This window comes from Apibacter sp. ESL0432 (genome assembly GCF_019469225.1).
Taxonomy (GTDB): domain Bacteria; phylum Bacteroidota; class Bacteroidia; order Flavobacteriales; family Weeksellaceae; genus Apibacter.
The window spans coordinates 742372-767060 of the sequence record NZ_CP048266.1 but is presented as its reverse complement, the minus strand read 5'-3'; the positions used below and the strand labels follow the sequence as shown (position 1 = coordinate 767060).

The window sequence follows — 24689 nt, the reverse complement described above, 5'->3', positions numbered from 1 at the left end:
TATCTAAATTTAATTTTTAATTATTTTTTTAGTAATTATATTTTGATTCGCTTGAATTTTAACAATATAAATACCGGCAGGTTGTTCCTGAATATCCACATGGATTTCTTTTTCTTTTATTTCTTTAGTATATACTATATTTCCATTTAAGTTCATTATATGTATTACTCCTTCTATTTGATTTTCTAAAGAAATGGTAAATAATCCATGAGTAGGATTGGGATAAATAGACATTGAGTTTTCTGATATTCTTGTTTTATCTGATTCTATCGTATTAGTATCTAGTTTAAATGTACTTTTATCCGAAGGAGAAATATAAACTTTTGAAGCTACATTTATAGATTGTCTAGCTCTACTACTATTCACATAAATCTTAACTTTTATGTGATAAGTTCCTGGTTCTAATGCTTTTTCAACCAATGGATTCCTAGAATTGAACCATCCTTTAGCTCCATCATTCATCCAGGTTGTTTGAGTTATTTGAAATTCTTGATCTTTTCCATTGGGATTTTCTTTAACAACATAGGTCCATTGCCTCATAAAAGCTAATGTCCTAATTTCTAAGTTTGCTTTTGAACCTTTAGGTACCACAAAGGATTTACTTTTATAAATGAAATACCCTTCGCCCGGATCACCTGGCGCACCTGTAATCCATCTTTCATTATAAGTATTATCTTTAAATTGGGGAAGATACCAACCCGAATAGGTATGCCTTGTACGAGCGGTATGTTCTGAACCATCCGGACGAATATATTTCCAATCCGGGTCCTCAATCTCGATAGGCATAACGGAACCGTCATCAAAACGTCCGGTACTTAGGTCAATTACATTGACTTGGGCTTTAAATATTGAAAATAAAAAAATAAAAAGCCAGTAAATTTTTTTCATACTATTATATTTTATAAATTTATAATACAAATATATATTTATTTTTTTAATATTTTATTTTGTATATATAAATAATGTTAAATATTATAAAATTAAAAACAGTAATTACATTTAATTTATATTGTATTATTAATTTATATTTTTTTTAAATAATAAATTATTCCACGATAAACTTAATATTATCCCATATAAAACTTTCAACTCAATTTTTTTAGAAGAATTTGTGTTAATTCATTTTATTTGAAAATAATAAATAAAAATTTATTTAATTCAACAAAAAAACTTTATAAATATTAACTTTTTAAATATATCTTTGTTAGATTCATAATAATTGTACAATAACGTTAGTTATTAATTCGACTTAATGTAAATATGGAAGAAGTTGATATAAGAAATATTAAGTATTTTTTGGGAATTGATAGTTTCTATCTAAAATGTATATTGGGTTTTATAGGCTCATTCTTATTAACCTATTTGACTATTCCTAAAATTATTAGAGTTTCTTATAAAAAAAATTTAATGGCAAGACCTAAGGAAAGAAGTTCTCATCACACGGAAACTCCTAATTTAGGTGGAATTTCAATTTTTTATTCTGTTACGATTATGTCTTCCATATGTGCTTATGAGTTATTTTCTTCCTATATTTTTTTATTTTCCGGAATTATTGTTCTATTCTTCATTGGATTAATGGATGACATCTTAGTTGTTGCACCTAATAAAAAATTTTATGCACAAATTGTTACCGCTCTAATGATTTCTGTGGGATCCAACGTTCGAATAGGTCATTTCTTTGGCATATTCGGTATTAATCTACTACCCTATTGGTTTAGTATTTTATTTACCGTTTTAATTTTTATTTTTTTAATAAATGCTTTCAATTTAATAGACGGAATAGATGGTTTAGCTTCAGGTGTCGCAATCTTAGTTTGTTGTGCATTCATAATTACTTTTTGGAGATTGGGATCAATTAATTATCCTATGATTGTCTTAGCATTAACCATTATAGGAAGTCTTTTAGCCTTTCTCCATTATAATTTTTCCAAAAGGTATAAAATATTTATGGGTGATACCGGATCTATGATTATAGGATTTTTACTTTCATTTATGGGTATTAAATTCCTAAATTTATTTTTATTGCAATACCCATTCGGTACTCCGGTATATTGGATTCAAACAGCTCCAATAATTGTTATTGCCATTTTAATTATTCCTATCATTGATACGTTAGGTGTTTTTATGATACGTATATACAAAAAACGCTCTCCTTTTAATGCAGATAAAAATCATATGCATCATAGATATTTACGTTTAGGTTTATCTCACAAAAAAGTTACGTTAGTTATAGTTGCAGAAAATGCTATAGTTATATTAGTTGCTTACTTTTTAAGACATATTAATGTTCATCTACTACTTATCATAATTTTATTATTGGGAATCATATTTTCTTTTCTCCCCTTATTATTAACTAAAATTATACACAAAAAACGTGAATAAAAACACCAAAATATATTTATCTCCTCCCAACATTGATCATTCAGAAATAGAAAATGTAGTTCAAGCTCTAAAAAGTGGATGGATTTCACCTTTTGGATCTTACACAATTGATTTTACTAATAAATTATCTAAATATTTTAAAAAAAATATTTTATTAACCAATAGTGGAACGTCTTCCATTCACCTTGCTCTAAAAGTAACCGAAATTAAAGAAGGTGATTATGTTTTATGTTCTAATTTTACTTTTGCTGCTACTGCTTTTCCTATTTTATATGAAAAAGCTATTCCTGTATTTATAGGTTCTGAAAAAGAAACATGGAATATGTCTCCTGAATTTCTTCACTCCGCAATTGAAGATTTAAATAGAAAAGGTATAAAACCCAAAGTTTTAATCATTGCACATATTTACGGAATGCCTGCACAATTGGATAAAATAATTGATATATGCAAGGATAATAACATCATAATCATTGAAGATGCAGCAGAGGCGTTAGGTTCCTTTTACTATAATAAGCCTTTAGGCTCGATGGGTAACTATGGAATTATTTCATTTAATGGAAATAAAATTATTACTACCTCTCAAGGGGGAGCTCTAATATTACCCAATAAAAAAAGTTACATCTATGCTGAAAAATTAGCTTTTCAAGCAAAAGAAAAAGTCGATTATTATAAACATAATGAATTAGGATATAACTACTCTACAAGTAATATTCTTGCCGCTTTAGGTAGTGCACAATTTGATAAATTGGAAAAAAAAGTAAAAAGAAGAAGACTTATTTTCGATTATTATCTTTCAAATCTGGAAAAACGATTCACCATAGACTATCAAAAAGAATTAAATCACAGCTTTTCTAATCGTTGGTTAAGCTCTTTTATATTTCCAACCTCATTAAATAAAAAAATTAAAAGTTTGCTTGATAAAAACAATATTGAATCAAGATTTCTTTGGAATCCACTAAATAATCATAAAGTTTTTAAAAATTTTTCATATTATGGTGATTCTTTTTTTGAGAATAGGCTTTTCAAAAACGGACTGTGTCTACCTTCCGGAGATAATTTGAACGATGAAGATTTAAATAAGATTATAACTATTATCGATAAAAATATTTAAAATATAATGCCAAACAAAGAAGATATAATCAAAATTCAAAATCAAAAAATTTCTTTTGAAGAATTATTTAATAAAAAAATAGATTATTCAAATAAAGAATATGATTATTTAAATCAAAAAGTAATTTTAGTTACCGGTGGAGGAGGTTCTATAGGAAGCGTACTAATACAAAGATTATTGGAAAGTTCGTGTAAAAAAATTATAATCTTGGATCATTCTGAATATGCAATTTTTAAAATCAAGTTAAAATTTAAAGATGAAATTGACAATAATCGTTTACAGTTATTTTTAGGAGATATTAGAAATAAAGAATTATTAAAAAAATTATTTTCTTTATTTTCTATTCAAATAATTTATCATGCCGCAGCTTATAAACATATTGATATTTTAGAGAATAACATAGAAGAGTCTCAATCTGTAAATATAGATGCTACATTGAATTTATTGGATATTGCGTTGACTAATCATGATGTCGAACAGTTTATTTTTATTTCAACCGATAAAGCTGTTCAACCCATAAATATTATGGGAATATCTAAAAGAATTGCGGAACTAAATCTTCTAAAAAAAATTATAAAAAAAGAAATTCCTACCACTTTAGAAATTAAAATTATTCGATTTGGAAACGTTTTCAATAGTAGCGGCTCGGTTTTCACTATCTTTAAATATCAAATTGAAAATCAATTGCCTATTACTATTACAAATAAAAACATGAACCGATATTTTATTTCCAAATATCAAGCCTCCAGAGGATTAATTGAAATAGCCTCTCCTATTAACCGTTCCGGTATTTATACTCTAGATATGGGGAATTCTTATAATATTGATGACTTGTTAAACACATTTTTACAAAAATTAAATCTCGACTATAAGCCGAAAATTATTTATTTAAATAGAATTTCAAATTTTGAAAAATTTGAAGAACAATTATATTTTCCTTTTGAAGAAATTGAAAATAATATATCTATTTATAAAAAAATAATTTTAAATAATTATGATATAAGTAATATTGAAACAGAAATTACAAATCTTATGCAAATATTAAAAAATTAACTATTTTTGCAGTTTAAGTTATTATATGAAATTTAATCAAGCTATTTTTATTATTTCTTTTGCTTTATTTTTATGTTCTTGCATCGGTGTTAAAGATTTAAAATATCTTCAACCGAGCGAAAACCTACATTATAATGAATATGGATTAGTTCCGGTAATCTATGAAAACTACAGGGTAAAAAAAGATGATATTTTAGCAATGACCCTTATCACTTCGGATAAAAACGCTTCCCGATTTTTAAGTGAAGAAAATACAACGGCATTTAAAGGAGGTGCTAACAGTGGAGATGGAAGATTAAGAACTAGTGGATTAATCGTTGATGCCAATGGATATATAACCATATATGGATTAGGTGAATTTTATGTATATGGGTTAACTTTAAATGAAATAACAGATTTAGTTCAGTCTAAACTAAATGAAGTATTATATAATGATGGAAAAGCTGAAGTTCGAATGAATATAGGAGCCATCAAATATTATATGGTAGGCGAAATTGCATCACCCGGAGAAAAAACAGAGTTGTCTAACCGTGTCGATTTATTACAAGCGATAGCTAAATCGGGAGATTTAACAAGATACGCTGACAGGCGCCATATTAGAATCATCAGAGAATACCCGGAAGGTAAAAAAAACATTGTGCTTGATATAACCCGCGATGATATTCTAAACTCTCCCTATTTTTATTTACAATCTGGAGATCAAATTATTATAGACCCATTAAAAGAGAAAATATCTGGTTTAGGAGGAGGTACTACTATTGGAGATGTTACCCAATTCCTATCTGTAGGTATTCAGGCAATTACAACGTATTTATTTTTCAAAACATTATAATAAATTTTAGTATCGAAACATGAATACCACTGACCAGCAAAATACTATCCATAATAAAACACAAAAAAATAAAAATTCCGATTTTCTAGAAAATAATTTTTTTAGTCTTGAAAGATTTATTCGAAGGCTTATAAAAAATTGGTATTGGTTTTTAATCGCTTTTATATTTGGATGGACCATAGCTTTTCTTGTCAATCGATTTTCTGATCGATTTTACCAATCTTCTACTACAGTCAGTATATCTTCCGGTACATCAAGCGTTCTGGCTCCCAATCAATCCATAAACTTTATTTGGGGAGGAAATTCAGGGGCTACGCAAGGTATATATTATAAAAAATTACTGACTTCCAGAACTCACAACGAAAATTTAGTCAAATCGCTTAATCTATACATAAATTATTATTTAAAAGGTAATTTTAAAACAACTGAAATTGACTATGTGGATGTACCTTTCAAAATAGTAGTGGATACAAATTATCCCCAATCTTTGTATACAGACATTAAAGTGGATATACTCCCTGATCATAAATTTAAACTTACTTTTCCTGATAACTTAAATGAAACGTGTTTTCTTTATACAAACGAAAACTATTATATACGTAAAGACAAATATGTAAAAGAGCTCATTGTCCCTTTAAATACATGGGTACAAACAAATAATTTAAAATTTAAGTTTGTTAAAAATAAAGAATACGGGGGCAGATTTGGAGATAACATTACATATCTCAGTTTTTATTTTTACTTATCTACCATAAATTATTCTGTATCCAAAATTAAATCTTTAGTTTCTATAGACTTTGATCAAGACCTTCCATCCATCATGATTATGACAAAGAAAGGATTAAGTTTAAATGGGACTATTAATTTCTTAAATAAATCGGTAGATGAATTAATAAAAAGAAGACTTGAAGATAAAAATAAAGTTAATTTAAATACCATTGATTTTATTAAAAAACAAATCATAATAACAAAAAGAAAATTAGATAGTGCTACGGTTATCTTTCAGAAAGTTCAAATGGATAATAAGATTTTTTCAAAATCTGATGTTAGTACCAATGTTATCTTATCTAAAATACAAGGTTTAGATCTTAAAAGAGAAGAATTAAAATCTAAAATTGAGGCTTTAAATAATTTTAAAAAATCATCTTTCAATAATAACACTTATTTGAATAGAGATATTTTAGGGATATCGGATAATAATATAGATGGTTTGATGCAAAATGTTCAAACGTTAGAACAAGAAAAAAGAGATTTATTATTAATATATAGAGACCATTCAGAACCTATTAATGAAATAAATTACAAAATTAATAATGCTAAAAATAAGGTTATATCCATACTAGATAATTCATCTAAAGATCTCGCTACCAATTTAAAAAGTGTAAATAATCAAATAAGTAATTTAGAACTCGATATTGAATCTCTTCCGGAAAAAGAACGATTATTTGTCAATGCGCAAAGAGGTTATTTACTAAATGACGGAATATACAATACTCTTTTGGATAAATTATCTGAGGCAGAAATGAGGAAAGCTACTACAATTTCTGATATAACTGTATTAGATAAAGCAAAAAATACGGGACAAGCTCCTATAACTCCAAACATTCAAAAAAATAAATATAAATATATAGGTATATCATTGGTTATTCCTTTTATATTGTTGTTCTTAATCGAACTATTAGATAATAAAATAAAATTAATTTCGGATTTAAAATCGGTTACTAAAATCCCAATTATTGGTACTATCGGACCTAAAAATACCGAAAATAATTTAGCTGTACTGGCACGCCCTAAATCGAGTATTTCTGAAAGTTTTCGAGCTATTAGATCTAATTTGAGGTTTTTATATAATGAAAAGGATGTGAAGGGGGGAAAAGTTTTTTTAATAACCTCTTCTATAGGTAGTGAAGGAAAAACCTTTATAGCAATTAACTTAGCTTCGGTTTTAGCTTTAAGCGGTAAAAAAACGGTTTTAGTTGGAATGGACTTGCGAAAACCTAGAATTTTTGATGACTTTAAAATTAGTAATAAAGTCGGATTATCAGGATATCTTTCCGGATCAAATTCACTAGAAGACATTATTAAAAAAACAGAATATGAAAATTTAGATATTATTCCGGCAGGACCTATACCTCCAAATCCGGGTGAATTATTGATTAGTATGGAAAATGAAGAATTGATTAAAAAATTAAGAACTATGTATGATTATATCATTATAGATTCTCCACCGGTTGGTTTAGTTATTGATGCATACGATCTAATATCTCTTTCTGATGCCAGAATTTATGTTGCCCGTTGCAATTATACGTATAAACAGCTTTTAAAGGGAATTAACGAGAAATATAATAATGATGAAGTAAACCACATTGGAATTATATTCAATGATTACGTTAATCCGGGAGGATATGGATATGGGTATGGCTACGGGTACGGATATGGTTATGGTTATGGATATGGATATTTTGAAGAAGATGAAAACTATGACAATTCGTTACTTACTCGAATAAAACGTTTATTTAAAAAATAATAATCAAAAAGGTTGGAACATATTCCAACCTTTATTATAAATATATATACATTAAAATTTTCGTATATAACATAATTAATCGTAAGTGAAAAAGCTTATCATTATAGGAGGCGGAGCTTCCGGATTTTTTTTAGCATCCAACATTAATTCCAATAAATGGGAAACAATTATATTAGAACAAGCTAAAAGCCCCCTTCAGAAATTAAAGATATCGGGCGGAGGAAGATGTAATGTTACTAACGCTTGTTTTATACCTAAAAAACTGGTAAAATTCTATCCTAGAGGGTCCAAAGAACTTTTAAGTGTATTTAATCATTTTCAACCATCTGATACATTTGAATGGTTTGCTCAAAAAGGCGTTAATTTAAAAATTGAAAATGATAATAGAGTATTTCCCGAAACTAATTCTTCTCAAACCATTATAGATACATTTATTGAGCAAGCAACCAAAAAAAATATTGAAATTAATTACAATTCAACTGTAATTAACATTAAAAAAATAAATGATAAATTTGAAATAATTACTACTCATTCCACATATTATGCTGATGCCTTAGTAGTTGCAACGGGAAGTTCCTTAAAAATGTGGAAAATCCTAAATCAAATAGGTCATACCATCATTCCTCCTGTCCCTAGCTTATTTACCTTTTTATGTGATGATCCACTGATTCACAATTTACAAGGAATTTCTTTTCCTGAAGCAGAAATACATATTCCTTTATTAAAATACAAAGAATTCGGGCCATTACTTATCACTCATTGGGGTATAAGTGGACCTGCCATATTAAAATTATCTGCATGGAGTGCCCGAGAATTATATAATCTTAATTATAAATTTGTTGTACGGGTGAATTGGATTTCTGAAACTTTTGATAAGGTAAAAGAGGCATTAATTCAAGAAAAAGAAAATCATCCCAAAAAATCGATTTATAGTGTAAAACTATACCATTTAACTCATCGATTTTGGAATAATCTTTTAGGACATCTGCAAATTAACGATAAAAATCTAGCCGATTTAAGTAAAAAAGATATTAATAAAATAGCAGAATCACTTACCAATACGCAATTATCCATTAATGGAAAAAATACGCATAAAGATGAATTTGTTACAGCCGGAGGAGTAGATTTGAAAGAAGTTGATTTTCGCACTATGCAATCTAAGTTAATACCTAATTTATATTTTGCGGGTGAAGTTTTAAATATTGATGCATTAACGGGGGGATTTAATTTTCAAGCATGTTGGAGCGAAGCATATATCATAAGCCAACATCTTAATTCATATAATTGAAATTTAAATTTTATTTAGTAAATTGAAAAAATAAAATTTGAACTAACTATTATAAAAGCATTTTAAAGATTTTAATAATGATTTCATTAGAAACCTATTTAAAACATGTGAAAGATCTTACCAAATAAATTATTTATTTTTTTAAATACCAAACAACAGTTAGTGCCGACAAGCTACTATTTTATATGCTTTTTTATTAATAAAAAATAATTTAACTACTATGAATTTTAAGTTTCCGTTCATTTTAAATAAAAAAAAATTATATCCTTAAAAAAATACTATGTATCAATCTAATTATATTTATATTTCATTTTTATACTAACTAATACTCAAAATACATGAAACCTTTCTATTCTATTTTAATCCTATTGGTATTTAATTTGTCATTTACACAACCGATAAATTTTGAATCGATAAAAGATAATGTAACGGATAAGAATTCGTCCTATTATTATGATCAATTAATATCTGAATTCTTAAACAATACGTCTGCCTTCCATAATGAGAAAGTTAAATCGTATTATCTTTATTATGGTAAACTATATTCTTCATATTATACTAAGTTTTTGGAAGGAAAAAACAATTACTTAAAATTCATGAAACAAATAGCAGCTAAAAAATATACTAAAGCAGTTATTTTAGGAGAAGAATTACTAAAAAATGATCCGGTTAATCTTACGGTGATTTTAAATCTAATTATATGTTATAATGAAAATAATGAAAATGAAGAAAGATTAAAACTATTAAAAAATCAAGCTGAAATATTAATGAGAGCTATTGCTGATTATGGAGATGGAAAGAATAAGGAAACCGCTTTTAAAGTTATTTCATTAAGTGATGAATTTGCACTTTTAAATTATATGGGAATTAATCTTGAAATGTATAGTAGAAATTTTGAAAAGCTAAATTCAACTACTATCTTAGATATTTGGACTAAAGAGCAGAAATATCAAAAAGATAAAAGAAATAAAATTTATATAGAAGTTTTTACAGAACCTTCTGTTAAATAGAATAACTGAATCTTCTTTGTAGATCACCACTTAGTTTATAAACTTTTAGTGCAAATAACTTATATTTACAAAAATAATATTTATGATAGTCCACGATTTCAGTAAATCTAAATCCATTTTAAATCATTTTGTAGGAGAATTAAGAGATGTTACTATTCAGAAAGACAGAATGAGATTTAGAAAAAATTTGGAAAGAATAGGTGAAATTTTAGGTTACGAACTAAGTAAGACGTTAGAATACCAGACTGTTAACATTACTACTCCTTTAGGTAGTAAGCTTACAGAATTGATTATCCAGCAACCTGTACTATGTACTATTTTGAGAGCGGGATTACCTTTACATCAAGGAATGATGAATTTTTTTGATCAAGCAGAAACCACATTTGTATCCGCATTTAGACATCATCCGAACAGTAATAAAGAATTTGAAATAGTGGTTGAATATTTGGCAACTCCTTCTTTGCAAGATAAAACATTAATAATTTCAGATCCTATGCTGGCTACCGGTGAATCTTTGGCAAATGTTTATGAAGTTTTATTAAGTCAAGGAAAGCCCAAGAAAGTACATATTGTTGCAGCCATAGGCTCCAAACCGGGAATTGATTACATTAAAACTAAATTACCTGAAAATTCAGAACTATGGATTGCGTCTGTTGATGATGAATTAGATGAAAACAAATATATCGTACCGGGATTAGGAGATGCCGGTGATTTGGCTTTTGGAAAAAAATTATCCAAATAGATAAAGCGGATTGTTTTTTTTAGCTAAAATAATAAAATAAAAAAAGAGTAACGTTTAATTTAACTTACTCTTTTTTTGATTGAATAATTATTAATAACTATTTAAAAATAAATAAAAATATTTTTTTTAAAATTTCAAAATTTATTTTTTGAAATATTCTTCTTCGTAATCACAGATTCGTTGAACTTTTGGAGCAGAACCGCCACCGCTAAATTCTGACTCTAACCAAGTATTCAACAAACTTTTCGCAAGTTCATGCCCAATTACTCGTTCACCAAAACAAATAATTTGTGCATTATTACTTTTTCTTGCTCTTTCAGCAGAAAAAGGATCATGACAAACCGCTGCTCTAACTCCCGGTATTTTATTGGCTGTTATTGCCATTCCAATACCCGTTCCACACGTTAACACAGCTCTTTCAAATTCTCCTGCTGCCACAGCCTTTGCTACTTTTGCTGCAACATCCGGATATAAAACCACCTCTCCTTTTTCAGCACCAAAGTCTTTGACTTCATATCCTAATTTTTCTAAATGATCTTTTAAGACAATTTTTAAAGCATACGCTGCCTCATCGCAGCCTATTGCTATTTTTTTCTTACTCATAATATTGTTTGTGTGTTTTAGTTAAATCTTTATTAAGATTTCTTTAACAAATATAAGTACTATTTAGCAGTTTACCAACATAAATTTTAATTTTTATTCACTATTGTAAATAATTTTACCTTTAAGTTAGCAAAAAAATATTTTGTAAAAAATTACAATACAATTAAATACATTAAAAAAATCAAGTAAAAATCTGATGAAAATTTTTTATTGATTTCTTAAAATTATCTTAAGAAAAAAAATAAATGTTAATAAAATTAATACTATTGAAAAGTAAAATTTCTTTATTTCACGGAAGCAAATTTTAAAAATCTTGATAGAAATTAAGATAAATAGGTAAATTATGAACAGGGTAGCCGGATCAATTAATACACAATTTGTTTATAAATAATTTAGCAAAAATTATAATTCATCCTTTAAAAATTTTGCAGTATAACTGCTTTTATTTTTAACTACTTCTTCCGGGGTACCTTGTGCAATTATTTTACCTCCTTTATCTCCCCCTTCCAATCCGATGTCAATAATATAATCTGCTGCCTTAATAACATCGAGGTTATGCTCGATAATAATAATTGAATTACCTAAATTTACCAAACGATTGATTACTTCCATTAAAATTCTGATATCTTCAAAATGTAAGCCTGTAGTTGGCTCATCCAATATATAAATGGTATTTCCTGTTTGTTTTTTACTTAATTCTTTAGCTAATTTAACTCGTTGAGCTTCCCCTCCCGATAGGGTTGTTGATTGCTGTCCTAAAGTAATATAACCTAAACCTACTTCTTGTAATGTCTTAATAATGCGATGAATTTTAGGGATTGGCTGGAAAAAATCTACAGCTTCATCTATGGTCATATCCAATACATCTGAAATAGATTTACCTTTGTATCTTACCTCTAAAGTTTCTCTGTTAAATCGTTTTCCATGACAGGCTTCACAATGAACATATATATCCGGTAAAAAATTCATTTCAATCAATTTCAATCCGGAACCTTGACAAACTTCACATCTTCCTCCTTTCACATTAAAAGAAAACCTGCGCAATTGATATCCTCTTATCTTTGATTCAGGCAATTGAGCAAACAAGTTTCGTATATCTGTAAAAACTCCTGTATAGGTTGCAGGATTGGATCTTGGAGTTCGACCAATTGGCGATTGGTCTACATCCACAATCTTGTCTAAAAATTCTATGCCTTCTATTTTCTTATAAGGAAGAGGTTCTTTTTCAGCACGATAGAAATGTTTGTTTAATATAGGATACAATGTATTAGTTATTAACGAAGATTTTCCACTACCGGAAACTCCGGTTATGCAAACCAATGACCCTAAAGGTATATCGAGGGTTACATTTTTTAAGTTATTTCCTGTACATCCTGTTAATTTTAAATGATTTCCATTTCCTTTTCTTCGTTCCTCGGGTATGGGAATTTGTAATTCTCCATTAATATATTTTGCAGTTAATGTATTTGCTTTTGATATATTTTGTGGTTTTCCTTCCCAAACTACCTCACCTCCTCCCTTTCCGGCCAATGGTCCCATATCTATTACATAGTCTGCATTTAGGATCATATCTTTATCATGTTCCACTACTAAAACAGAGTTTCCTAAATCTCTAAGTTTTTTTAAAGAGTCTATTAATTTAATATTATCGCGTTGATGTAGACCAATGCTGGGCTCATCTAAAATGTATAAAACATTGACCAATTGAGAACCAATTTGTGTAGCCAAACGTATTCTTTGAGATTCTCCACCGGATAAAGTCTGCGAGGGCCGATCCAAACTAAGATAATCTAAACCAACGTCAACTAAAAAACTGAGTCGCTTGGAAATTTCTTGAATTAAATCTTTAGCAATTATTTGGTTATTTTCAGATAATTTTGAAGGCAGTTCATGAATCCATTCACTTAATTTTTGTAAAGAAAAACGGGCTATTTCCGAAATGTTTTTGTTATCAATCTTAAAAAATAAACTTTCTTTTTTTAAGCGTGCTCCCTCACAAACCGGACAAATTCTATCTTCAAATACCTGAGTTTTAAATTTTTGAGATTCTTCTTCATCTTTTCCGGTGGACAAACGAGTTATATAATCAATGATTCCTTCAAAATTTACTTTATAGGTTTTCTTAATTTGAGCATAATCTAAATCTAAGGTAACCTTATCATTTATTCCATAGAGGATTTCATCTTTTGCTTGATCAGAAAGTTTTTCCCACGGAGTAGACATTGTAAAACCATTCTTTTTTAGGATAACATCTATTTGAGATAAGATCCATCCGGTATGACTAAGTTCTTCAAAAATTGGAAAAACGTTTTTGTCAAAAGATAATTTGGGATTGGGCACCAACTTATTTATATTGATTTCCTTAACTCTTCCTAATCCGTTACAGTGCTCACACGCTCCTTTAGGAGAATTAAAAGAAAAAGTGTTTGGTTCAGGCATTTGGTAAGAAATCCCGGTACTGGGACACATTAAATTACGACTAAAATATTTTCCCTGCTCCTCTCCTTGCTTCAAAAGCATTATGGTACCCTCTCCATATTGCATGGCTAAACGTATCGATTGTATGATCCGTTGAGTATTCTCTTTTGTATCTATAATCAGCTTATCTATTACAACCTCAATATCGTGAATCTTATAACGGTCTAACTTCATATCCGGAACAATATCCAATAATTCTCCATCAACTCTAACTTGTAAAAAACCCTTTTTAGCAAGATTTGCAAACAACTCTCTATAATGTCCTTTTCTTGATCTAATTAATGGTGCTAAAACTAACACCTTTTCTCCTGAAAAATCTTTATAAATTAAATCAGTAATTTGATTTTCCGAATAAGTAACCATTTTTTCACCCGTCTTGTATGAATATGCGTCCGAAGCTCGGGCATATAACAATCGAAAAAAGTCATACAATTCTGTTACGGTTCCTACAGTTGAACGTGGGTTTTTCGATGTGGTTTTTTGTTCAATAGCTATAACGGGAGATAATCCATCTATTTTATCTACATCCGGACGATCTAAAGTTCCCAAAAATTGACGTGCATAGGCTGAAAATGTTTCAATATATCGTCTTTGACCTTCTGCATATATTGTATCAAAAGCCAACGAAGATTTTCCACTTCCGCTTAAACCGGTAATTACTACTAATTGATTTCTGGGAATTTTAAGAGAAATATCTTTGAGGTTATGTTCTCTTGCTCCATAAATATTTATATAATCCTGATTCATTATAGGTTATCTCAAGTTAATTGATTAACTGACTTAAATTAAAGTAGTGCGCAAAGATATGAAAATTTGCTTCTTTTTATTTAAATCTGTAGTTAACATATTATGTATAAATAACACAAATAATCATACCAAATCTTTGACTAATATATGTTCTGAAAAATTAGGTAAATTTGAACCTATAATTAATCATCATGGGTTATTCCAATTTTATAAAATATACATTACAAGCAAGTAGTAATGAGATAATTAAATCCCGTATTTTATAGAGGAAATAATTCTTATATATCCCTCTAATTAAAAGTTTTAGTTTTCGATATTTTATAATTTTAACCAATCAAAATTTAGTTAATTAAATTAGTAACGTTCAAACCGGCTAATGCTAAATTATTGTAATTTTGCAAGTTTTAATTGAATTGATAACCATGAAAGAATACGTTTTTGAATTAGTTCGACAAATCCGCTTCGTTGACATTATTGAATTTATAGGAACATTTGCCTTTGCAATCAGTGGTGTTCGGGGTGCTGCAACAAAAAAATGCGATTGGTTTGGTGCTTTTGTTTTAGGTTTTGTTACTGCCGTTGGAGGGGGAACTTTTCGTGACCTTCTTTTGGGTATAACTCCTTTTTGGATGCTTAATAGTATTTATGTATGGTGTACTCTTTTCTCTTTGTTATTTTATATATTTCTACGAGAGCATCTTAATCATTTAAATAGTTTCTTTTTTTGGAGTGATAGTATCGGACTTGGATTATTTGTTGTTGTAGGCGCTGAAAAGGCTATGTTATTAGGATATGACTCATGGGTCATAGTGATTATGGGAACTATTACAGCTGTTTTAGGTGGAGTAATTCGCGATATTCTTTTAAATAAAGTCCCTCGAATCTTTAAGCGTGAAATTTATGCTTCTCCCTGTATAGTTGGAGGTATTTTTTTTGTAACGCTTCAATTCTTCAACTTTAATTTACCTTTTATTAGTGCTGTAACTATCGGAATTGTAGTTTTATTAAGATATATAGCAGTTAGATGGGATTTGCAAATCCCTAAACTTAAAAGTGAAAAACTTTAAATCATAGTATGTCTTTACTTTATAACCTAAATTTATAAATTAATTGAGAAGTTAGATCATTTCAGTTTAAAAATTTAAATTATACACTACTATATAAAAAGAAAAAGGGAGTTTAAACACTCCCTTTTTTAATATCCTATGGTAAATCTTTGTTGATGATGTTTTGGATTTTCAAGTTCGTCGACCATAGCTTTCGCATAATCCTGAACAGATATTTTACTGTTCCCTTGATCATCTGTAATAAGATCATCTAATCCTAAACGATATTTTCCTGTTCTTTCTCCCGGCTCTATAGTTCCGGCAGGTGAAAAGAAAACCCAATCTAGTTCTTTTTCCGGTAAAAATTGATCTTTTAAGACTAATGCTAAGGCTTTAACTCCCGGTAAAATTTCATCAGGAATTGCTCCTGAATCTACAACGGTTTTACCCGGAGCTACCAATAAGCTTCCTGCTCCACCAACCGCTTGTAATCTCTTAATACCCGCTTTTTTAACAGCCTCAATTATTGATTGATATCCTTTTATTGTATCATCGTAAATATTGGGATTAGTCCAGCCCGGATTATATGCACTTATTACTGCATCATTATTTTTTAAAACTTCTGCTAATTTATCTGTGTCAAATACATCTGCACTTACCACTTTTAAATTTTTATCGTCATTCTTAATTTTATCTGCCGAACGAACGATTGCTGTTACTTGGTACCCTCTGCTCAGTAATTCTTTTACTAATTGTGACCCTATAAATCCTGAGGCACCTATTAATGCTACTTTTTTCATAATTTGTATACTAATATTAATAATTAATTCTTTGATAACTTATTTTCATATAATAAATGAGATTTCCATATTTGTTTTCCCTAAAATTTCATGCTGAAATCTAGAAGGGTTACTCCTTCCAGTTTTTTAAATACTACCTCTTCAATAGTTTCATTCAATTCGCTAATGTTTTCATTTATTTTTTTTCCGACACAACATAAAGGATTGGGAGATGGTAAAAGTTTTCCTACTAGCGATTGATTGTAAACACTTAAATATATTTCAGACAATGCAATTTTTTCAGGAGATTTTAATAATCTACTTCCCCCGTTCTTTCCTTCTTTTGTTTCTATAAAACCATGTTTTTGAAGGTTGGATAATTCATTCCTGACTATAACAGGATTAAGATTTAAACTTCCTGCTATATAAGCTGACGGTAGCCATTGATCCAAATTTTTTGCCAAAAGAGTAAGTATATGCATGGAAACTGTAAAATGGCGATCATTCATTACTGTAATATTTTTAATTACAGTTCAAATATAAGCTTTTTTTATAAAATATTTACATATTTATTAAGTTATTCAATATTTATTAAAATAAATTAGTAAACTATTATTCTAATTATTTTGTAGTGTCTCTATTTCAAAATGAATTAGTCTCCGATATATAACTTTTATTTACTAGTTATACAGAGCTTATAATAACAGACATTAAAAAAAGGGATTCAAAGAAATGTTACAGTGATAAGATACAACAAAAAAAGAGCTATTAAAATAGCTCTTTCATAAGTATAAATATATTAGTAAATTCTATTTCTTAAGAAAACAGGTCTTTAAAACAATACTCGAACCGTCAATTTTACAATCTACTTCTTCCGGATTATCAGTTAATCGTATGCTTTTTACTTTAGTTCCTCTTTTAATTACCATAGAAGAACCTTTTACTTTAAGATCTTTAATGACTGTAACCGCATCTCCATCTTGAAGTTCAGCTCCGTTGCTATCTTTAACTATTGAATTACCCGCCGATTCTTCTCCCGACCATTCATAAAAACAATCCGGGCATACGTAGGAAGTACCATCAAAATAAACATTTTCCATTGAACATTTTGGGCACTTTAAAACATCTGTCATTATTTTTTCTTTTTAAAGATTACTAAATTTAATTAGGTTGCAAATATAACTTATTTAAACGCAGAGAACAAATATTCAATTTACTATTACATTTATATTATTCTTTTCTCTAATTATATACATAGTATTATTCCATATTTTTAAAAACATTTGTATATAGGTTTCTTTATAACTATATAAATTATTCTTTAATTTATAAGATTCTTTTAGTCAAAATAAAAAAGTTTACCTTTGTTTTATTTCGACAAATTCATTTACCATGAAAGATAGAATTGTTGTAAAAATTGGAAGTCAGCTGTTAACCCGTAAGGATGAAACTCTTGACATTACCCAAATGTCTGATATCGTCGATCAGATTGCCGAATTACATAAAAATAATACGGAAATCATTCTGGTATCATCCGGAGCGGTAGCGTCCGGTAAAAATGAATTTAAAATCCATTCAAAGCTTGACAGTATTTCTGCTCGCCAGTTATATTCTTCTGTTGGACAGGTAAAACTAATTCATAGATATTACGACCTATTTAATCAACACGGAATTCTATGCGGACAAATCTTAGCAACTAAAGAAGATTTTTCAACACGCAGGCATTATCTAAATCAAAGAAATTGCATGAATATTATGCTTGAAAATCATGTGATTCCAATTGTAAATGAAAACGATGCGATTTCCGTTAATGAACTAATGTTTACGGATAACGACGAATTATCAGGCTTGATAGCTGCTATGATGGATTGCAAAAAATTGATTATTTTAAGTAATATCGATGGAATTTACACCGGCGATCCTTCAGACCCTGAATCTAAGCTTATAAAAGAAATAGACAGTTCAAGTGATTCTGTTGAGGATTATATACAATCTAAGCGGTCGACTACCGGAAGAGGCGGAATGAAAACCAAATATAATATAGCTAGAAAAGTAGCAGAAGAAGGCATAGAAGTTATTATCGCCAATGGAAGGATAAAAAACATCATTTCTCGACTTGTAAATGGCGTTGACACACCTTCCACCCGATTTATTCCGGCGTCTAAAGAAATTTCAGGCGTAAAAAAATGGATCGCCCATTCTGAAGGTTTCGCTAAAGGAGAAATACATATTAATGAAGGAGTAAGAAAAGCTTTATTAAATTTTAAAGCCGTCAGCATATTGCCTGTAGGCGTAACTCGGATAGTCGGAAATTTTGAAAATGATGATATTGTTCGCATTATTGATCATACCGGAAAACAAATTGGAATAGGCAGATCTTCCTATTCCAGCGAAAAAGCGAAAGAAATTTTAGGACAGGCCAACAATAAGCCGATCATACATTACGACTATTTATATATTGAAAAATAAATGATGTCTTCTATTCAACAAAATATTTTTACCTCATCCGTTAAAGCGGTAAATGAACTAAATTTAGTTGATATTGATAAAATCAACCAAGTTTTAGAAGTTCTTGCCAAAGAAACTGAAAATTCTATTCCCTATATTCTTTCTGAAAATAAGAAAGATATAGAAAGGATGTCTACTTCCGATCCGAAATTTGATCGGTTGCTTTTAACTGAAGAACGCATACAAGATATAGCAAAAGATATTCGCAAAGTTGCCTCTCTTCCCTCTCCTGTTGGAAAAATAATTTCAGAAAAAATTCTATCCAATGGTCTTAAGTTATCTAAAATTACAGTTCCTTTCGGAGTTATAGGAATTATTTATGAAGCCAGACCGAATGTAAGTTTCGATGTATTTTCTTTGTGTTTAAAATCGGGTAATGTTTGTATTTTGAAAGGAGGCTCTGATGCTTTTTTTTCTAATACAGCGATTGTTTCGATTATTAAGCGAGTTTTACTACAGGAGGGTTTGAGTCCCGATATTTGTAATTTATTGCCCGCTGATCGTTCTTCGACTTTACAATTATTGAACGCAAGTAATTATGTTGATCTTCTTATTCCGAGAGGAAGTAAAGAGCTTATTAATTTTGTTCGTGAAAATTCGAAAATCCCTGTAATTGAAACCGGTGCAGGAGTATGTCATACTTATTTCCACCGGGAAGGTAATTTAGAAATAGGAAAAGAGATCATCTTTAATGCTAAAACCCGAAAAGTTAGCGTTTGCAATTCGTTGGATTGCTTACTTATTGATAAGGAAAGAATACAAGACCTTCCCGAATTGTGTAAAAAATTAATTGAGAAAAAAGTAGTTATTTACGCGGATGAACCTGCATACGCTCAATTAGAAAACTCTTATCCATCCAATTTACTGCATAAAGCAACTTCCGCAAATTACGGAATGGAATTCTTGGATTATAAAATGTCTATAAAAACGGTAAATTCTATTAAGGAAGCAATTGAACATATAGCGAACTACGGATCCAAACATAGCGAAGCAATAATAAGCGATAATAAATCATGTATAAAAATTTTTGAAAAGCTGGTAGATGCCGCTTGTATTTATGTTAATACTTCTACTGCCTTCACAGATGGCGCACAATTCGGAATGGGTGCAGAAATAGGGATCAGCACGCAGAAAATGCATGCACGAGGTCCTATGGCTCTGGATGAATTATGTTCTTATAAGTGGATTGTAGAAGGTAACGGTCAAATAAGACCGTAAATAATTTAGATAGTAGCTACACTATTTTTATTTCTTAAATTAATAATCTTTTCGGTTTTTAAATTCAGTATAAAAATTGGAATTAAAAAAAGATGAATGCTTTATCTTTATATGAAAAAAATTCATTAAATATAAATTTTTGAAAATAATAAAAGGCAATGGATGAATTAAATTTTAATCAGTAGTAAAATTTAATTCATCCATTACAAATACAAAATATATATTAATTAAAATCAGTTCCTATTCAAAATATCTAGCTATTAATTAGTCATTTTTTCATCACCGTTTTTCAATCTCATCCTAAAATCTTCGAAGCATCCAAAACTATTTTCACTAAAAACAATAACGAAACAATATAAACCGTTGGAGTAACCTCTTTTCTTCTGCCTCCTAATACTTTTAACAAAGTAAAGCTTAGCATACCAAATACAATACCTTCCGCTATACTAAATGTAAAAGGCATAAAAATTATGGTTAAAAATGCGGGTAAACCTTCCGTGATATCATTAAAATTAATTTTTACAACAGAAGAAATCATAAAGAGACCGACAATAATTAATGCCGGAGCTGTGGCAGCTGCCGGAACCAGTAAAAATATAGGAGCTAAAAATAAAGATAAAAAGAACATCAAAGCTGTACTAACTGCTGTAAGACCGGTACGTCCTCCGGAGGCTACTCCGGAAGCACTTTCTACATATGAAGTAATCGTGCTGGTACCCAAGATCGCTCCAACCGTCGTTCCCAATGCATCAGACAATAATGCTTTTTTCATTTGAGGAAAATTTCCTTCTTCATCCGTGAATCCCAATTTAGATACAACTCCTATTAATGTTCCAATCGTATCAAATAAATTAACAAATAGAAAAGTGAAAACTACAATCAACATATCCACTGAAAATATTTTGTCCCATCCTTCAGAAGAAAACATCGGTTCGACAGCTTTACCAAATATAGGTTCAATAGAAGGAGGCATGCTTACCAATGAACCAGGTAATTGTATGTCGCCCAACAAATAGCTAAATAAAGTGGAAACTACAATTCCCGCTAAGATAGATCCATTTATATTGCGCGAATGAAGTACAGCCGTAACCAACAATCCCGCAAAAGCAATCCATACCGAATGCTGTTTAAAATCACCTAAAGCAAGAAAAGTATTGGGATCTGAAACAATGATATTAGCTCCTTTTAGTCCAATTAAGGTAATAAATAATCCAATTCCGACAGGAATTGCCTCTTTCAGTACTCTAGGAATGCTTTTAACTATCATTTCCCTGACATTCAAAAAAGTAAGAATTATAAATATAAGCCCCTCTATAAAAACAGCTGTTAGAGCAAATTGCCAAGAATATCCAAGTCCTAAAACTACAGAAAAAGCAAAAAAGCTGTTCAGTCCCATTCCGGGTCCTTGTGCTATGGGCAATTTTGCCAATATTCCCATTAACAACGTCGCAAAAATAATAGCTAACGTAGTTCCTGTAAAAAGAGCTTCTCTATCCATTCCCGTTTCCGATAAAATACTAGGATTGACAATCAAAGCATAGGACATGGTTAAAAAAGTGATGATCCCGGCTACTAATTCTTTTTTAATAGTTGTACCATTTTCGGATAGCTTAAAATATCCGTCTAGAAAAGTTTTCATGTTATCAGTTTAGTTTAGTTTAGTAAAAAGCAAAAGTACTAACAAATAAGTAATATTGGTTAGTGTTTTTGTGTGTAAAGGCTGCCTTTCCACTCATTTAATCAATTGCATTTTTTATTTAATTAATTATCAGTTTATTAAAATCTAAAGTTAAAAGCTCTTCGGGTAAAATCGTATTGAAAAAGACTTGACCGGCTTCTTCTTTTAGTATGGATATATCGGTATAACGATTGGAAAAATGCCCTAATATTAATACTTTAACGTTTGCCATTTTTGCTATTTCTGCGGCTTGATATGCTGTGGTATGTCCTGTTTTAGAGGCTAATTCTCTTAATTCATCTAAAAAAGTAGCTTCATGGTATAAAACATCTACCCCTTTAATTAACGGGACTATATTGGGACTGAATTTAGTATCTGAACAAAAGGCATAGCTGTAAGAATGTTTAGGAGGAAGGGTAAGATACTCATTTTTTATGATATCTCCGGATTGAGTTATAAAATCTTTACCTAATTTCAAATTATGATAATCGCATACTTCAATTTCGGGATTGTATTTAATTACATCCATATTTAGCCTTCTTGGCTTTACTTTTTCTTTAAATAAAAACCCATTAGTGTAAATACGATGGTTTAATGGAATCGTCCATACACACAATTTATTATCTTCATAAATTAATTCACTTTTTAAAGAAGTCAGTTCAATAAAGTTAATATCAAAATGATTGATACTCTCAGTTAATAGTAATTGAATTTCAATTAATTTTTTAATTCCTTTAGGCCCATAAATGGTTAAAGGTTCAGTTCTTCCCAATAAATGAAAGGAAGATATAAGTCCGATCAAACCAAAAACATGATCGCCATGCAGATGAGAAATAAATATAGTATTTATATGGGTAAATTTTACTCTTGCTTTTCTAAGTTGTACTTGAGTCCCTTCTCCACAATCTATTAGAAAATATTGGTTATTACATTCTAATAACTGTGATGTAGGATTGGTACGAACAGTCGGAACCGCTGAGTTATATCCTAAAATAGTAAGTTTCATAAATTTTAAGTTGTATTTTTGAGTTTTTACAAACTATTACCTTACTAATATTTTTCATAAAAATACATGATTTTTTTCATTTGATAAATAAAAAATTAATTTTTAAGGCACTTTTTTTTACGCTTTTTTTTCATTTTTAACGCATTTTTTAAGAAAAATAAGTGATTTTTTAATGAATTTTTTCTTAATTAAATTAGCGCAAAATACTAAATTTCAAACAATTACATTTTCAAAAAATGTTTTTTAAAGAAAAAAATTACAATTTATAACAATTCAAATATATTATTCATATATTACTGTCCTTAATAAAATAAAAACATTATGAAAATACTTAAAAGTCTTTACGTACAAGTAATAATTGCCATAATTATAGGTATTCTTATTGGATATTTTTTCCCAAGTGAAGATATTATAGTTAATGGAGTTAAACAACACAGTACGGGACTTGGTGAAATGCTAAAACCATTAGGAGACGGATTTATCAAGCTAATTAAAATGATCGTAGGACCTTTGATTTTCTGTACCATTGTGCTGGGTATTGCAGGAATGGAAGATACTAAGAAGGTAGGTAAGGTTGGTTTAACAGCTATTGTTTATTTTGAAATTATGACAACAATAGCTTTAATCATTGGCTTGGTTTTCGTTAATGTGCTAAAACCCGGAAACGGCATGCATGTAGATCCTTATGCATTGGATTCTTCATCAATGTCCCATTATATAGAAAAAAGTAAAGAAGATCACGGAATTATTACGTTTATTTTGGATATGATTCCTGAAAATGTTATTGCTTCAATTGCTTCTAATAATTTACTTCAAGTGTTGGTATTTGCCATTCTTTTTGGTTTTGCCATGACGAAAATCGGACCTAAATCTTCAAAACCGGTTCTATCCGTAATGCAATCTTTCCTGGATGGACTTTTTGCTATTATAAAAATAATTATGTATCTGGCACCTTTAGGAGCCATGGGTGCTATGGGATATACTATTGGAGTTTACGGATTGAAAGCATTGAGTAATTTAGGAATGTTAATTTTATGCTTTTATTTAACGTGTATTGTTTTCATTTTTGGAGTTATCGGAGCAGTTCTTTATTACAATAAGGTCAACATATTCAAATTTATTAAATACATTAAAGAAGAACTTTTAATTGTGCTCGGCACCTCATCTTCCGAATCAGCATTACCGGGAATTATGAGCAAGATGGAGAAGATAGGATGTTCTAAGTCTGTCGTTGGTTTGGTAATACCAACCGGCTATTCTTTTAATCTCGACGGTACTTCCATTTATCTTACCATGGCTGCTGTTTTTATTTCTCAAGCTTTAGACATGCATTTGAATTTACAACAAGAAATTACGCTTCTTTTAGTGTTGCTTTTAACCTCAAAAGGTGCAGCCGGTGTAACAGGAAGTGGTTTTATTACTCTTGCCGCTACCCTACCGGTAGTTGGACATGTACCGGTTGAAGCTGTGGCGTTAATATTTGGTATTGATAAATTCATGAGTGAAGCAAGAGCTTTAACTAATTTAATAGGTAATGCAGCAGCTACTATTGTTGTTGCCAGAAGGGAAAATGAATTTAATTACGATAAAGCTGAAAGCATATTAATATCCAATAAGTCTTAAGTGTGATTTGTAATTTATTTTTAAAAAATATAATTTGTTAAATAAATATTATCATTTT

20 protein-coding genes are annotated in these 24689 nt (G+C 29.4%); 12 read left to right on the top strand and 8 right to left on the bottom strand.

The features are described 5' to 3' along the window. Positions 1-9: 9 nt before the first annotated feature. Positions 10-888, bottom strand: coding sequence for a T9SS type A sorting domain-containing protein (locus tag GYM73_RS03185; protein ID WP_220234117.1), 879 nt, complete (start codon positions 886-888; stop codon positions 10-12). A 372-nt stretch (positions 889-1260) separates the two neighbouring features. On the opposite strand from GYM73_RS03185, the gene GYM73_RS03180 reads away from it, so the two are divergent. The 8 genes from GYM73_RS03180 to upp all read left to right on the top strand — a co-directional run bounded on the left by GYM73_RS03180 (position 1261) and on the right by upp (position 10945). Continuing rightward, entirely contained in the window at positions 1261-2382 is a 1122-nt protein-coding gene (locus GYM73_RS03180) for a glycosyltransferase family 4 protein (RefSeq protein ID WP_220234116.1), read from the top strand. Then, a complete protein-coding gene (locus GYM73_RS03175) occupies positions 2375-3493 on the top strand; it encodes a DegT/DnrJ/EryC1/StrS aminotransferase family protein (RefSeq protein WP_220234115.1) in 1119 nt (372 codons plus the stop codon). The genes GYM73_RS03180 and GYM73_RS03175 overlap by 8 nt, the downstream gene beginning before the upstream one ends. A gap of 6 nt (positions 3494-3499) precedes the next feature. Beyond that, positions 3500-4546 (top strand): polysaccharide biosynthesis protein, encoded by a 1047-nt coding sequence (locus GYM73_RS03170; protein WP_220234114.1) that lies wholly within the window; start codon positions 3500-3502, stop codon positions 4544-4546. A 25-nt stretch (positions 4547-4571) separates the two neighbouring features. Continuing rightward, positions 4572-5378: a polysaccharide biosynthesis/export family protein gene (locus GYM73_RS03165; protein WP_160542355.1), complete on the top strand. Its 807-nt coding sequence runs from the start codon at positions 4572-4574 to the stop codon at positions 5376-5378. 19 nt (positions 5379-5397) lie between these two features. Next, a complete protein-coding gene (locus GYM73_RS03160) occupies positions 5398-7905 on the top strand; it encodes an exopolysaccharide transport family protein (RefSeq protein ID WP_220234113.1) in 2508 nt (835 codons plus the stop codon). Between the two features lie 85 nt (positions 7906-7990). Next, positions 7991-9193, top strand: a complete 1203-nt coding sequence (locus GYM73_RS03155) for an NAD(P)/FAD-dependent oxidoreductase (RefSeq protein WP_220234112.1) — start codon at positions 7991-7993, stop codon at positions 9191-9193. 338 nt (positions 9194-9531) lie between these two features. Continuing rightward, a complete protein-coding gene (locus tag GYM73_RS03150) occupies positions 9532-10203 on the top strand; it encodes a DUF4919 domain-containing protein (protein WP_220234111.1) in 672 nt (223 codons plus the stop codon). 82 nt (positions 10204-10285) lie between these two features. Continuing rightward, positions 10286-10945, top strand: a complete 660-nt coding sequence (gene upp / locus GYM73_RS03145; protein WP_220234110.1) for a uracil phosphoribosyltransferase — start codon at positions 10286-10288, stop codon at positions 10943-10945. A gap of 141 nt (positions 10946-11086) precedes the next feature. Here the strand turns inward: upp and rpiB are convergent, their stop codons facing one another. Together rpiB and uvrA are read right to left on the bottom strand one after the other, a co-directional pair. Beyond that, complete coding sequence (gene rpiB, locus GYM73_RS03140; protein ID WP_105297045.1) at positions 11087-11548, bottom strand: ribose 5-phosphate isomerase B; 462 nt, start codon at positions 11546-11548, stop codon at positions 11087-11089. Between the two features lie 402 nt (positions 11549-11950). Beyond that, positions 11951-14773 carry an excinuclease ABC subunit UvrA gene (gene uvrA, locus GYM73_RS03135; protein ID WP_220234109.1) on the bottom strand — a complete coding sequence of 941 codons (2823 nt, stop codon included), beginning with the start codon at positions 14771-14773 and terminating at the stop codon, positions 11951-11953. Between the two features lie 422 nt (positions 14774-15195). Between uvrA and GYM73_RS03130 the strand changes: the two genes are divergently transcribed. Continuing rightward, a complete protein-coding gene (locus tag GYM73_RS03130; RefSeq protein ID WP_105297047.1) occupies positions 15196-15840 on the top strand; it encodes a trimeric intracellular cation channel family protein in 645 nt (214 codons plus the stop codon). A 128-nt stretch (positions 15841-15968) separates the two neighbouring features. Here GYM73_RS03130 and GYM73_RS03125 read toward each other — a convergent pair whose 3' ends face one another. From GYM73_RS03125 to GYM73_RS03115, 3 genes are all read right to left on the bottom strand, one after another. Then, positions 15969-16619: an NAD(P)-dependent oxidoreductase gene (locus tag GYM73_RS03125; RefSeq protein ID WP_166006682.1), complete on the bottom strand. Its 651-nt coding sequence runs from the start codon at positions 16617-16619 to the stop codon at positions 15969-15971. Between the two features lie 80 nt (positions 16620-16699). Then, positions 16700-17107, bottom strand: coding sequence for an Rrf2 family transcriptional regulator (locus tag GYM73_RS03120; protein WP_160567991.1), 408 nt, complete (start codon positions 17105-17107; stop codon positions 16700-16702). 300 nt (positions 17108-17407) lie between these two features. Further along, the gene (locus GYM73_RS03115) at positions 17408-17731 is read right to left on the bottom strand and encodes a zinc ribbon domain-containing protein YjdM (RefSeq protein WP_105297050.1); all 324 of its coding nucleotides are present in this window, start codon (positions 17729-17731) and stop codon (positions 17408-17410) included. Between the two features lie 259 nt (positions 17732-17990). Between GYM73_RS03115 and proB the strand changes: the two genes are divergently transcribed. Together proB and GYM73_RS03105 are read left to right on the top strand one after the other, a co-directional pair. Then, complete coding sequence (gene proB, locus GYM73_RS03110; protein ID WP_220234108.1) at positions 17991-19067, top strand: glutamate 5-kinase; 1077 nt, start codon at positions 17991-17993, stop codon at positions 19065-19067. After that, positions 19068-20324 carry a glutamate-5-semialdehyde dehydrogenase gene (locus tag GYM73_RS03105; protein ID WP_255571013.1) on the top strand — a complete coding sequence of 419 codons (1257 nt, stop codon included), beginning with the start codon at positions 19068-19070 and terminating at the stop codon, positions 20322-20324. It begins immediately after the preceding gene. Positions 20325-20619: 295 nt separating this feature from the next. On the opposite strand, the gene GYM73_RS03100 is transcribed toward GYM73_RS03105, so the two are convergent. Beyond that, positions 20620-21963, bottom strand: coding sequence for an NCS2 family permease (locus GYM73_RS03100; RefSeq protein WP_160542365.1), 1344 nt, complete (start codon positions 21961-21963; stop codon positions 20620-20622). A gap of 118 nt (positions 21964-22081) precedes the next feature. Next, complete coding sequence (locus GYM73_RS03095) at positions 22082-23008, bottom strand: ribonuclease Z (protein WP_220234107.1); 927 nt, start codon at positions 23006-23008, stop codon at positions 22082-22084. A gap of 321 nt (positions 23009-23329) precedes the next feature. Here GYM73_RS03095 and dctA point away from each other — a divergent pair, with 321 nt between their 5' ends. Then, positions 23330-24631: a C4-dicarboxylate transporter DctA gene (gene dctA / locus GYM73_RS03090; RefSeq protein WP_105297054.1), complete on the top strand. Its 1302-nt coding sequence runs from the start codon at positions 23330-23332 to the stop codon at positions 24629-24631. The last annotated feature ends 58 nt before the right edge of the window (positions 24632-24689 follow it).